This is a genomic window from Corynebacterium sp. FDAARGOS 1242, assembly GCF_016889985.1.
In the GTDB taxonomy this organism is placed as follows: Bacteria; Actinomycetota; Actinomycetes; order Mycobacteriales; family Mycobacteriaceae; genus Corynebacterium; species Corynebacterium minutissimum_B.
The window spans coordinates 401412-414933 of sequence record NZ_CP069568.1 but is presented as its reverse complement, the minus strand read 5'-3'; the positions used below and the strand labels follow the sequence as shown (position 1 = coordinate 414933).

General features: G+C 52.3%; 9 protein-coding genes and 1 pseudogene. 2 read left to right on the top strand and 8 right to left on the bottom strand.

Translation table 11 applies throughout. The features are described 5' to 3' along the window. Window position 1 precedes the first annotated feature (1 nt). Both I6J72_RS01985 and I6J72_RS01980 read right to left on the bottom strand, forming a co-directional pair. Window positions 2-1888 (bottom strand): glycosyltransferase, encoded by a 1887-nt coding sequence (locus tag I6J72_RS01985; RefSeq protein ID WP_204099726.1) that lies wholly within the window; start codon window positions 1886-1888, stop codon window positions 2-4. A gap of 189 nt (window positions 1889-2077) precedes the next feature. Further along, window positions 2078-3239 (bottom strand): annotated as a pseudogene (locus tag I6J72_RS01980) (IS3 family transposase). A gap of 59 nt (window positions 3240-3298) precedes the next feature. Here I6J72_RS01980 and I6J72_RS01975 point away from each other — a divergent pair. Further along, complete coding sequence (locus I6J72_RS01975) at window positions 3299-3550, top strand: hypothetical protein (protein WP_070821508.1); 252 nt, start codon at window positions 3299-3301, stop codon at window positions 3548-3550. Between the two features lie 45 nt (window positions 3551-3595). Here the strand turns inward: I6J72_RS01975 and I6J72_RS01970 are convergent, their stop codons facing one another. Next, on the bottom strand, window positions 3596-4471 hold the full coding sequence (locus tag I6J72_RS01970) for a hypothetical protein (protein ID WP_204099725.1): 876 nt from the start codon (window positions 4469-4471) through the stop codon (window positions 3596-3598). Window positions 4472-5245: 774 nt separating this feature from the next. Between I6J72_RS01970 and I6J72_RS01965 the strand changes: the two genes are divergently transcribed. Then, window positions 5246-6637: a sialidase family protein gene (locus I6J72_RS01965; RefSeq protein ID WP_204099724.1), complete on the top strand. Its 1392-nt coding sequence runs from the start codon at window positions 5246-5248 to the stop codon at window positions 6635-6637. On the opposite strand, the gene I6J72_RS01960 is transcribed toward I6J72_RS01965, so the two are convergent. The 5 genes from I6J72_RS01960 to I6J72_RS01940 all read right to left on the bottom strand — a co-directional run bounded on the left by I6J72_RS01960 (window position 6624) and on the right by I6J72_RS01940 (window position 13380). Then, window positions 6624-8237: a heparinase II/III family protein gene (locus I6J72_RS01960; protein ID WP_204099723.1), complete on the bottom strand. Its 1614-nt coding sequence runs from the start codon at window positions 8235-8237 to the stop codon at window positions 6624-6626. The genes I6J72_RS01965 and I6J72_RS01960 overlap by 14 nt on opposite strands. Window positions 8238-8457: 220 nt before the next feature. Beyond that, the gene (locus I6J72_RS01955) at window positions 8458-10629 is read right to left on the bottom strand and encodes a glycosyltransferase (protein WP_204099722.1); all 2172 of its coding nucleotides are present in this window, start codon (window positions 10627-10629) and stop codon (window positions 8458-8460) included. Beyond that, on the bottom strand, window positions 10626-11531 hold the full coding sequence (locus tag I6J72_RS01950) for a hypothetical protein (RefSeq protein WP_204099721.1): 906 nt from the start codon (window positions 11529-11531) through the stop codon (window positions 10626-10628). Before I6J72_RS01950 ends, I6J72_RS01955 begins: the two co-directional genes overlap by 4 nt. A gap of 105 nt (window positions 11532-11636) precedes the next feature. Further along, window positions 11637-12584, bottom strand: a complete 948-nt coding sequence (locus I6J72_RS01945; protein WP_204099720.1) for an ABC transporter ATP-binding protein — start codon at window positions 12582-12584, stop codon at window positions 11637-11639. Then, window positions 12568-13380 carry an ABC transporter permease gene (locus I6J72_RS01940; protein WP_204099719.1) on the bottom strand — a complete coding sequence of 271 codons (813 nt, stop codon included), beginning with the start codon at window positions 13378-13380 and terminating at the stop codon, window positions 12568-12570. Before I6J72_RS01940 ends, I6J72_RS01945 begins: the two co-directional genes overlap by 17 nt. Between the last annotated feature and the right edge of the window lie 142 nt (window positions 13381-13522).

Here is a 13522-nt window from a genome sequence, read left to right as displayed (position 1 = left end):
CTTAGTTTCCGGGCTTCATGATTTCGAGCATTTCGCGAGCTCTATCATCCCAGGATGCACTCTCGAGGAAGCGAGTAAGCGTTTCAATTTCGCCATAGGTCAATTCAGAGTCCAGGGCGCTCTCAATGCAATGAATGAACTCGTCGACTCCACGATAGACCCAGGTGGAAGGATACTCATGCACCATGCCCATGGGGGCAGTAACGCATCGAAGTCCCCATGCAAAGTACTCATAAATCTTATTCGGATCTACCGATCTCGTGAGCGGAATGTCGGCGAAAGGAATGAGACCGGCCTTCCAAGTCTTTACTAATGGTCGAAGTTCGTCATGATTCATCGCACCTAAAAACTCAACGTTTTTCGGTAGCCTAATCCCCTTGGGCATTCCGTGCCCCACAATTTGGAACGTAACATCTGGCAGCCTCTTAGCTGCTTCCACCACTAACGGCCAATCAAACCAGCTTTCGGTCAAATGTCCTACATAACCGACCTTCCTCGAGGCATTTCGCTGCGCGGTTACTTCAGTTGAGCGAAGTTCACGAGTTGAGTCGATGACGTGCTTGTTGACGGCATTCGGGACAATAAAGTGACGCTCAAGAGCGGGGTACAACGAAACCAGTTTCTCATCGAGAGCGGCGCTAACGCTAACAACTGTATCTACCATCCGGAGCATTTGCCGCTCGAGCTGTGGGTCATACCATTTGGAATACCCTACCCGGTTAAATTCTTCCATATCATCGCGGCATTCATAGACCGTGGTCCAACCGGCTGTCTTCAGCCGTTGAACCGCGGTCACACTTTGAATACTTGGGAAAGAAGAACAAATAAAAGTGCTGTTTTCGGGTGTTCGATCTGCAGTAACAACCTCCAGCAATTCGTTAAAATCAGCGCGTGGAATCTGCGCTAGCTTATCGCTCACCATTGCTGGATACTCCTGCAACGACCCGAACGGTATAAACACAACGCCTATTCCTAAACGGCTATACGCTGCGGCTAGATTATTAGGGCGCAGCGACAAGGTCTCGTGCCCCAGTGGCGGAGCAGTTGTGTCGATAATCATCAAAGGAGTTTCGCGCCCCAACTGTCTGATGAAATCTCGAATGCTAAAGGACTGATCCTGAGCCACACGACTTTCAAAGGGGCCTACGATAGCAGCACGAGAATTTCCCCAATCAACACCTGCAATTTCGAGCGCCGTAGCCCCCTTAGGGATCTCAATCGTGCGTTCAAATTTTGTTTCGATGGATTCTCCAGCAGGCAGTCCTATGAAGGACCCAAACCTTGGGTTCTGCGGCAAGTCCGTCGTCCCCAAAAGCTCGTTTCCATTGCTGTCCATGAAACGCACGCTAAGCGGAGCAATATTCTTCAGCTCCTTGCTTGGAATATATGTCGCCGACAGAGTCAATTCTCGTGCTGAGGAATCCAAAGTAATACGCTGAATGAACTCACTTGACGAAAGCGTAGCAGGCTTACCTGAAGGGTATCGAAAAGCAGCCACACCGTCTGAAGTGGTTTGGAACTGAAAATCACCTAAGAGCATTGTTGGACTCCCGTTCTTCCCCTTCCTCCACTGCTTCCCCACAGCTTCGAAGACAACCGCTTTAGGTGGAACAATAATGTCCAGCCGGTCCTGAACGGGCTTCCCATCAACAGAAGGCGAAAGGTAGGAATAGAATCCCACTGCTTCGGAGATACGGCTCCACTCAAAATCCTCAATCGGTTCCCCGTCGGAATCCAAGAACTTGAATGCGACGAGTGCGAGTCTTGAACGATCGTCTTCTGAAACAGTCTCAACGAATAATGAGATTTTTTGTCCTGGCGAAACATTTTCACGTAGGCTAACGCCATCCAACGGGCGCGTTAATTCATCAATCTTTTGGACTGCCATTTTCCTCTCTGACTTTCCGACTCTAGGGCTCTTTACAAACGAGGATTGTTTACAGCAATGATAGCTTACCTGGCTGTAAGATCAGGGCGATTGGGCTAATCTAGAGGGTGTTCATCTGCAGCAATCACCCTATTGCTGAGTCGATGTTGCGGACTGAAGTGAAGCGTCTTGGAGTTTATTCCGCTTCTTTTATGGTCTCGTGGCGATCTGCTGGGTGAGGTAGTACTCGGTTTCTATTTCCTGTGGAGAGGTTTAATCCAGTGCTTCGTGAAGACGCTTAGTGTTCCACCAGTTCATCCAACGCTAGATGGCGAGCTCGACTTCCCCAACCGACGTTCACGGTCCTTAGGAATGAATTAGTTCCGCTTTGTAGAGACCGTTGACTGTCTCGGATAGAGCATTGTCGAAAGAATCGCCAACTGTTGCTCCGCTTGGCAGGATTCCGCTAAAGCCGTGGAATATCTCAGTGTAAAGTGCTGCCTGCCCCAATCGCTATGGTGAATCAGTTGGTTTCCATGGATTCGCCCAACAGTCGTTAACGCATGCTCCAAGGCCCCCATTGGTAGTGCATCGGTGCGCATCGTCGAGCGTGTGGCAACACCAACAATTCTTGAGCTGTAGACGTCCACGACAAACTCGGTGTAGGCGCATCCTAACTGGGTGCGAACGTAGGTAATGTAGGCTACCTAAAACCTGACTGGTGCGTGTGCATGGAAGTTTCGCTGCACTAGGTCCGGGCAATGATCCGGTGCCTTGGGTTGAACGTGGTGACCGGGTTTCGTCTAGGTCTGCGGCTGAAAGCACCGGCTAGCTTCATCAGACGTGCCGTGTTGTCGCACCCAATATCGAAGGCCTCACAATTAGTCATGTGCCATATTGTGCGGATACCTCAGACCGAGAAATTCTTTGCATGTACGCGTTGGCTCTCTTGGGTGAGCAGGCTATCGCTCCAGGCTCTTGCGCGGGGGAGGCGTGTGGCGGCTTTGCAGTAGCCACGGGAGGTGATTAATCCACGATCTGCTGGGTTAAGGACTCGTCAGATAGCCTTGGGCCTCACACTAATCTTTGTACGCGTCGATGTAGAAGATCATTTTGTCGTGGGTCGGTCGAATTTCGCTGCGAAAAAGCCGAAGTGGTTTTAAGAATCCTGTTTGCTCGTTTCAGCTCGCGTTTTCCTCGGCTCAGACACCCCAAGTCCTTCTTCCATTGTTTCGCCGCCTTACGCGTCTGAGTCATCACGTACTGAAGCGCTGTTACGGTACCACGCCCGTAACGTGTGATGAGATAATACAAAGAGGTTACCGACCTCCGTGTGGGCGCGCTGCAATGAAAAACACTCCAAGCAGACCATATCGATGATCTGATGGACTGCATTCTTCTTGAACCCAACGGAATACTTTCGCGGTAGCCATGTTCGCTCCCGCCTCGAAGGCCACCTACACCATGACCCCGCTCGAGCCTTCAAACCCCACGGTCGGCTCCCTCTACACCGCTCACATCACCGCCAAGAGCCCCGTGACTGGTGAAAGCTATGACCTCGTCTGCCGAATCGGCAGCGACAGTGCTGACCTGACCTGCCAGAAGCCCGGCGATCGCAGCGTTTCCGGTTCCTTCAACTCCGCCGCGCACGATTGGCCGGATAGGGTGAATACGGTCGACTAGTCCTCCAGTGACGGGTTCCATGGGATAAAACTGTCCACAAGAGTCTTAGGAGGAGGGAACCTTTTGTGATTTGCTTGAGGCCGCAGCTTCGCCTTTCAAACTATCTACAAACTCAGTGAGCACCCCGCGTTCTTCCATGCCCAATAGAATGTCGCGAATTGCAAGAAGCTGCATAGATACTCCTTGCCCCTTAGATTCGGCATCTGCAATCACACGAGCAAGTGCCTCGGCAACGCTTTCCGACGCTCCCACTTCCGCACAATGCATCCCTCTTTGCAGTCCCTTCTCCTCTCGGAACTCTTTCGTGCCGATTGCTCCGTCAGCTGGCAGGTCTAGGTAGGAAAGACAGAAATAGTCTGGAAGACCAGCACGGGTGAGATCGCGACGATAGCCAATAGGCCTAGTAACGATTGGAACTGGCGGCGTTGTCGATGAGCGGAAGGCGCTAAATCGGTTGCTGGAAATCCTTTTGAGGTAGCGGCGCGTTCCTGGCACCGCGGCTTCCTCAAAGTACTCTCGTTCAGCTGCGATACTTAGAATATCGGCGAATGTTGCCGAATATTTTCCATCCAGTAAAGAGACCGAACCTGATCCTGAAGGGATCAACAAGTTACTTGAGTTATCTGACATCGCGCCTTGGAATCCAATGATGAGATTGTTGTCCTGGGTGATTACCAAGGTAGATGAGCCTATAACGTTGGCAGCGCTACTATCTATGAGATTAACTAATTCTCCGGTTTGAGAGTCAATGATCAAATTATTGCCATCGTAAATGAGCTCCTCATACCCTGGTGTGAAGTAGAGGTTATCCACCACAAGGTTGCTCGTAATATGGTCGAAATACCCGATTGGATGAACTTGGATTACGGCACTATTTTCGTCAGGGTCGCAAGCAAGTCCCAGCAATTTGCCGTTAAACATGGCGCGACCTTTGCATAGTGTCGGCGTAAGTTGAGGTACTTGAACTGCTGAAGCGTACTCGGCAATCGGTACTTGAAAGAAGAGTACTTCCAAGGCTTTCGAAGACCGCCTCGCTGAATATATTCGTCGATACTCGGCGATTTCAGAAACAGACGTCCTCCAAAATTAGCCATGCTGTATCCCACGGCTTTCTGGTACTCAGATAAGTCGGCCCTTTCGAGTGACTCCGCCGTACGTGAGTGCAACGACCTTACCGAGAAAGAAAAGCGATCCTTACGCTCCTTGGATACAGCCCCCATCCAGTACAGCAGAACGACTACCGCGATAGCCACAGTTGCGGTAACAAGCACCGAATCGGGTATCACGGAAGTCTCCCACAACGCGGTGAGAACCGGAATTGCAATCGTGAGAGGGGTGAGAAACCGGGAAGCATCCGCTACAGTCACTGATTCAGCCAACAATTTCAACGACGACAGACTCGCACCTTTCCAGCGTCGAACTGCCTGATAGACCGTTGCCTCTTCTCGTTTCTGGTGCACAGGGAAACAGCTTATCTCACTCTCACAACAACGTATCGACCCAAGAGAAGTAGCAGCACCGCTTGGAAACTTCGCTAGAGCATCAGCAGCCCCTTTTCGGGATGTTAGAGCTCTACCCCCAGTGCTCAGATAACGGCACTGACGAACTCGAAACGCCTCCCCATTATTTACTGTTTCCGGCATCAGGAGCCGTTAAACTTTTACTCGTCTCATTCTCGCACCCAAGGAGCCTCTCATGCGTCGACCGCCGCGCACCAGTAAAGCACTCGTTGCCCTAGCCCTCACCGCCTCTCTGGTTACCGGACAGGCAACCGCCCCAGCACCTGCTGAAGCACAACAATTCCCAGCCTTCCAGATGCCTGCCCTTCCCCAATTCAATGAGGAACAGTTCCAGCAGGCCGTTGCTGCGCTCGTGGCGCTTGCAGCAAGCGTTGGCGGTTTGGCTCTCATCGCCGGCTTACTGCCCGGAGTCGGTTCTTCCAATGGCTCTTCATCGGCCCCAGCACCGAGCACCACTCCTACGGCAACTCCGAGCACTCCCACTTCCACGCCTGAGTCCTCTCAACCTTCAACTTCCCCGGTACCTACTGAGGAGCCCAGCTCCTCGGCGGAACCGACCACGAGTACAGCTCCCGCCCCAGTTACTTCCGTGGAGCCCTCCCCTGGTTTTGCGCAGCACGTAGCCGGCATCAAAGACCGGCTCGCCACCAGTGAAGAGAAAGATCCATTGTGGGCGTGGACCGCTCCCCGCGGCCCGCAGCTGACACTGCCCACCCACGAAGGCAGCGGCCAAGCCACCCACCCTTCAGTCCTCTACTTTGAGAATGGTTGGAACGGTTGGAAGTACTGGATGGCAATGACCCCGTACCCAGCCAGCGATGAAGGCGATGAGGATCCCAATGTGCTCGTTTCCAACGACGGCTGGACCTGGCAGGCTCCAGAGGGGCTAGATAACCCTATCGATGACCAGTTGGGCAAACCTAACCCGCACAATTCCGACACCCAACTCGTCATGGCTCCCAGCGGCGAAATGTACTTGACCTGGCGCATGGTCGATCGCCCGAACGGAAAGACCAACCGAATCTACCTAGTGAAATCCACCGACGGTGTGCACTGGTCTGAGAAAGAAGAGATCTGGACCGGTGAGCCGCAGTTCATGTCTCAAGCCCTCATCTGGACGGGAGAAAAGTGGCGCCTCTACGGTGTAGCCAACGGCGGTGGTGTGCCTAACCGCGTGGTCTTTTACGAAAGCTCGGATCTCAAAACCTGGTCTGAACCAACCACCGTGTCATTTGACCCTGGCCTCACGTCTGGCCAGCGCCTGTGGCACATCGACGTCCAATTCTACGACGGTGAATACATCGGCCTCGTCCACATCATCCCCGGCACGGTCAAGCAAGGTAACCTCTACCTTCTGCGTTCTCAGGACGGTGTCACTTGGAAGCGCTCGGACACCCCGATCATCTCCCACGAGGAGTCCGGCTACCCGAACCTCTATAAATCCGCCCTAGTCCCCCACGGCAGCGGGGATGACCTCACCTTCGAGCTGTACTACTCCGGTTTTAGCGAAGGCCGCGCTGACTGGCGCATCAACCGTACGGTGGCGGAGCGCGTCAGCGCGGAGTAAGCCCACCGTCCGCGTACCCTCGTTCAACGGGTGCGGACAATGCCCGCACTCGTTTGGACTTGACGTCATAATCAAAGAGGAAGGTCTGGCTCCCACGAACGATGCGCAGTACGCGTTTGCCAGGCCCATTCTCCTTGAAGGTGTACTCCACCTTGTCTTCTGGCTTGGCAACAACCACTGCGGTGAGAACGCCGAAGTCCCGGCTGGCGCGGCCAAAGCCGAGTGTCCACGTATCGGTGGGTTTCTCATTGCGGAAGACAATTCCACGCTGGCCCTCATGGTCGCCTCGGGCGAGGTTAGTATCCGTAGGCTCGAAGTAGCGCGAGCCGTCGATGCCGTAGCGGATGAACACCAATTGGGTTCCATCGACAACGGATCGGAATCGAACTGTCTCGTACTGCGAGCCCACGTATTCGAACTCTGGTGCCACATTCCATCGTTGCTCCGCGTACTCCACAGTGCGCGTCGGTTCAAGGCTGTCTGAGACCACAAAGGGGCCGCAGTCTACAAAGCACGCACTGCGATTCCAGTGAAGGCCTTCCCAAGCGGTGTCTTCAAGATCGAACGCCGACCACGATTCCTCGATCTGGTGATCGACCAGTCGTGAGGCTGCTTCAGCGTCGTGCTCCTTTCCACGAACAGTAAGGACATTATGAGCTAGGCGACTCTGGGCATAGGAACGCAACGGGCCTCTCACATAACCCGGGTGACCTGCATCAACGATGATATTCCTTCCGCGGTCCCAGTAAGTCAGTGACAGGTGGTCAAGATGCCCATGGATCTGCCGCGGCGGCCCGAAGCGCAAGGTGTAATAGCTTTCCAAATCCTTAGGCCTGCGCTGACCAAACCCCGAGCGTCCAAAAATGTAGCCCGCCTCATATACTTTGACTCGCGGTATCTCAGCCCCAGCAGCACCATTCGATAGCGCGAATTCCAACGCCCCTCCACGAACAAACTCTGGACGGCGAGGCATAGAATCACCGACTTCCGCAAATGTTCCGCCCGGGGTAAGGGAATGGGCAATAAATTCCTCCAGAGGCTTTTGCTTGGCACGCAGCTTCTCCACACCCGGTGCCCCAAGCATTTCTAAAGCGCCAACAGAAGTCTGTCGTAAACGTTCAATGTAGTTCGAGTACTCCGGTGCTTGTTCGTTGATAGCACCTTCACCGTCAATCATGACCTCAAGGCACGCTACAGCGCGCTCAGAACCGGTAGAAATCATAGACTCATTGCCCAGCCTATCTCCCACCACGAGCAGCGCAAGAGCCTGAGAGAGCCCATGGTTCCAGTATCCATCAAAATGTTCCAGCAGCCACTTTCCGTGATACTCGATAGCCTCATGCAGCCATTCATCCTCAGGAAAGATCTCACTAAGCGCGCATAGAGACGCCGCCCTAATCGCCACCGCATGCCCGCCCCAAACGTATTCATCGTCCTTCCACTCAAGCGTTACATGGTTCATCTCCCACCAATTCCACGCCACCGCCCACGCGAACTCTGCACCGGCTGCAACTTCCTCCGTCCACTCCGACTCAGGAAGCTCCGCCGCACGGTCCACTATGAAGTCGATCCAGTTCAGTGAGTGCAAGTAAAAACGCACTGTCGGATGCAATTGCTGTGCCTCGATCTGGGGCCAGAACGCTTCTTCAGGATCAAAGCAAACCGCCGGATAAGAATGAATCACAATCATTCCGTTTAACACACGCGAAACCTTGTTTGTACGTCCTAAGCCACCAGAGATCACGATGGGGCGGCCGCGGTTGGGCGAAGTATAAAGCGACAAAACTTTCCTTTCGACGAACTGTCAGAGCTTTCTCGTACTAAACGGAAAGCAGTATTTCGTCCCAACGCGGAAGAACTGTTGTAGTGTCCCAACGAGTCGCAAACTCGCGACACTCTTCTCCCCTAGCAGCAAACGCTTCTTTATCACGCATGCTCAGTACAGTATTTACATGATGCTCGATGGACAGATCTTCGGCAAAGGATCCAAAGACTTGTTCTACTCCCTCTCGCTCCCACAAAAGCGGAATCCCTCGTGCTGCCATCCCCTCGGCCGGCGCAAGATGAAAACTCTCTAGTTCACTCGGCGAAAGAACGAAACCGACTCCACGATTCCATGCTGCGATGTCTGCGCCAAATCCGTCGAAGACTACACGGGGCCTGAGACGAGAGGAAGACGAGACTCTGTTGAAGAATTCAAGGTACAGCTGCTTTTGAATCGCAGAATTCCATACATGTGGATAGTCCCACGGCAGTCGTCCTTTAAACCGCAGAATGTAGCGATCATCTTCCTCTACGAGCTTTTCAAGAAGATCTATGGCACGGTCAGGACGTTTGAGGAATGGGACAAAGCCGACCATTCCCAAGGTGAAACGAGCATTTTCAAGCTTTGGCCGATCAAAGTCGGACAAATCGACTGTATTGGGCAAAACTACAGTCTTGACAGTACTTAGGTCGAATTTGTCCCTTGCCACTGTGCGTACCCACTCAGACACGAAAACAAGGGTGTCTACACTAGTCCATTGGACCTTAGACATCCACGGCCCATTCAGTTCGAACCGGTGCAAACGCGCAACCAAACGGGTAGTTTCAGGCTTGTGGGTGGAGTACCAAGCCAGCGATGGGCCAGCCCACTCACAAAACACCACATCCGCCCACTCTGCAAGCAAACGACTCTGCTCAGGATCATGGTCATGCAGTGTCGTCCATCTGTCCTGCTTTACCTCAAACTTCGACGAACGCTGCAAGTAGTCCATGATCTCACCCATGAATTTGAGGTCATGCGACGCTACCACTACACGACAAGGACGCACCTTGCCTTCGTTTGTCGGAGGTTTCATTTCGATAGCACGAGAAAATGCGTTACCCAAACGAGTTTCAGCCGCGTCCATTGAGTATTCAGCACTGGCGGCGAAAGCTACACGCCGCGCAACCTGAATCTGCCCCAGATTGCTTGCAATGGTCTGTGCAATCTCATCAATCGAATCGCCGGAATTGACATAGAAGGGGTATTCTTCACCCCATACCGCACAATGGTCAGTCGTCCGGTTGATTAGAGGTGCCGTACCAACAGCTCCATATTCGAGTGCCTTCGTAGAAATCTCAAGGCTAGAGTCAAGCTCTTCGCTTCGCCAGCCGAAGCCAATGTCAGCCTCGCTAATTCTTGCCATAGAGTCTTCACGCGTCAAAGCGCCGACCCATGTTACACCACTATCCGAATCCGAATTCGCACGCTCAAGTGCTTCACGCATGCGCTTAGCCCAGCTAGGTTCCGAAGAAGATGCATTTATCTTGGAGCCAATAACCTCGAGCGTCGCCGAAACGCCAAGCTTGCTCAATGCTCGCGGTAGCTCAAGCATCTCCAGAGTCCGCCATTCTTTCGCTAGCTTCCCTGAATATACAAGTCGAAGCGGCGAATTCTCAGGAGCAGCCGCTTCCGTAGGCTCCTTGAACAATTCACTCGGAATCATGGGGGGCATCAACACTGTCTTCCCCGCTGATTCTGTAACAATCCCCTCCCAATACGACCGTGCTGCTTCTGTCTGTGCCAGAATTCGGCGCGAAGCGATGGCGATCTTTCTCAACCGATCTACATTTCGTTCTGAGAGCTTCTTCGGCGGAAAGGGAATATCGGTAACATATGCCCATAAAATCTCAGCTACTTTAGGTTTCAACCCAAGTTGATAGGAAACCTCAAACCCGCGCGCCAAGACAGCGCACGCATTCGAATCAACGACGACTGAATCCACAAAATCAGCAGCCACTTCAGGCGTCAGACCCTCCCCATTCTCAACACCACGAGGTGCGTGAATTACCACGTTTGAGATGCCGTCGATCGAGCTCAGAAGCATATCATTGACGACTCCGTATTTCAGGATGAGATGCACCTCATCAAACAAACGCGACAGGACTCTTGTAACAGAGACTAGCCATACCGACGAACCATCGATTGCATTTACGTTTACATCACCGTAGACGACGATAGACTTCATACTTCTTCGCCTCGCAATACAGAAGTCAAGACCTTCAACACTGGGAAATAAACATCATCTTCCCACTCCCAGTTTGGCTCTGTTCCTTCAATAAGAACCGTTGCCATTGTTCTTAATTCATTCGAGAAATGGTCTTGTTGTGATGCCTTTACTACTAAGACAACCACTCCCCGTGCCTGCGCCTTTCGAATGTGTTCCGACAAGCTTAAGAACCGCGAGGTGGACTGTGATGTTAGTGTCCCCGCCCAGGCACCAGACTTCAATTCTCGTTCATCCACAATAAGATAAGACGTTCCGCTGCAGCATGCACCAAGTTGATGAGGAACCTCAATTCTTTGCACAAAGCCAAGGCCGCCTAACGATTTCGCAAGAGAATCCGACCCAATCACTTCGATTCGACGCTGACGAGTTTCATCGGTAGCACCTTCGAGAGCCCTCAAAACTTCAAACGCATCGCTGTCCATTGTCTGCATGGCTGCAAGCCGTCCTGCTTGTTGCGCTAACGGACGATCCAAGATTGCAGATGCGGTAATTGTTTGCGGTGCAAAAAATAGCCCTTGCTTGGCGTCGGCGGCCCCGTCTTTCGGCACAAGGGCAGGAGCGACTAAGTCATTAAGGTTCCGTTGCCGGGCTTCTCGTTCATATCTCTTTTGACCAGCACGTAGCTCTTCATTAGCTTGCTCCAAACTGCTCACTCGCCGTAGAATTTCGCGCGTATAACCTTCTGATTTCTTTTGAGAAGACACCCACATTGAAAGGAAGAAGAACATAACGCCTAAGGCTCCGATGAACAAGAGGTTCTTCATGACTGTCGGCTCCACAACTATGGCTGTTGAAGCCAACAACGCCGATAAAGCGCCAAGAAGTGTTAGTCCCCTGCCTCGTCGAAAAAAGTCAAGCACTTTCGCTCTCCTTAGAGAAACGTCGACGAACCATCGGTCTACCTTCCTTCCTTGTTCCCGCGCACATTGAATCCAGGAACTCTATGTCTTCCGCACTGACAATCATCATCGCACTGACTTTTCGAGTAAGACGAGTGGCTTTTTAAAGTTTTGTTTAATGTCGCTGAGGAAATCGTGCGCAGGTTCCTTATTCTCCCTGCCCATGAGCTTTGCCCACTCTCGGTACTGAGTGGCTACAAGATCCGTTGGACCATCGGCAATGATATGCCCCTTTGAAATCCAAATAGCCCGACTGCAGTTTCGCTCAATTTCACCAAGCGCGTGCGAAACCAGAAATAGATTTCCTGCTCTCTCCAAAAGCTCCTCCATTCGCGCCGTCGCCTTAGCTCCAAAAGCAGCATCACCTGTCGAAAGCGCTTCATCAATCATTAGGATTTCAGGACGCACCGCAGTTGAAATCGCGAATGACAAGCGAGCAGACATTCCTGATGAATAGGTCTTCATCGGTCTTTTGATCGCGTCGCCCAATTCAGTCCACTCCCCAATCTCTCCAATTTGGTCTTTCGCATCATTAGGACTCATCCCCAGCGCGAGACAGCCTAAATAAATGTTGTGTTCCCCCGAAAGGTCGGGTTGAAGTGCAGGTGAGACTCCCATAAGTGTAGGTTGCGAGCGTGTGAGAATTCGACCAGAGGTAGGAGCGAGCCCTCCGGAAATCATACTAAGCAAAGTTGATTTTCCGGAACCGTTTAGTCCGATAATTCCGATCGACTCCCCCGGCAAGGCGATCAGGGAAGCATCGACTATAGCGTCCACAACTGTTTTCCCACGACCTGCCCGCGTCATACTGGCATCTGAAGAACGCCCCTGACTTATCACGTATCTCTTGGACACATTGTCCACTACAACGTTTGCCCGTTCTACATAATTGATGTCAGGTTCCGATTCCTTCACAGCAGGAGCCGTTGACTCTTCACGCATTTGTGCTTCTTTCTTCCGCTTCGCAGAAAAATACTCGCCGGGTTCAGCCGGCAACTTAGACGAGTCGAACATACTGGTCCTCCGCTCTCCAAAAGAAGATAAAACCAATCACAAAGGCACCTACGCTCCATGCTAAGAGCTCTCCCCACGTCGAAAGGCTCGGCGCGGTGCGGTATATAGAGCAGTCACGGACAGCTGTAAGAAAGATGTAGCAGGGGTTAGCCGACATTATCTGATGAACCGCTGAATGCTCTGTAAACCTGTCGATTGAGAACATCACGCCCGACAAGAAAAACAAGCCACGAGTCAGAAGTCCCAAAATGGTCTTAGCCTCTGGGACCTGTGCAGTGAGACGAGCAGTGATCATCATTAGGCCGCAGCCAAAAACATGGATTAGAAGGAATAGCGGTATCACAAAAACTACAGTCCACGATGGCCACGTTCCCCACTGAAAAAGAAAAGCCGCTATGAGCGCCACACACGCTGGCAATACGTTATCTATTAGTGAACGCAATGCGGTCGAGAAAGGAATTGATGCCCTTGGAAACTGAAATGCCCGAATCATCGAGCGCGAGGACTGCATGAGACTGATGCCAGCGTTCATGAGCCCCGTCATCATAGACATGAAGATAATCCCGATGAAAAGAAAACCAATGAAGTTCTCGATACCACGAGAGGTCTTCAGGAGAAGGCCGAAGAGAAAACCATAGAGCGCGACATCGAATAAAGGGTTTAGCACAAGCCACAACTGCCAAAGACGATAATCCCGTGTTGTACGAAGCGCCTTGGCGCGTGCGTCTGCGGCGATAAAGTGTCGTCGGTCCACCAACTGTGAAATGTACTCCCCAAGAGTAGGGCGTGTAGCCAACGGATGGAGACCTTCAGGGTTGACTATCTGTACGCGACCTTCATGTCGCGCTACCTGGGCATTGAGCTCTTCGACTCCTCGCTGTGAAGTCTTGGAACCGCGCCATTTGTGGCGTGCCAATATGAATCAGCCCTTCCAGATT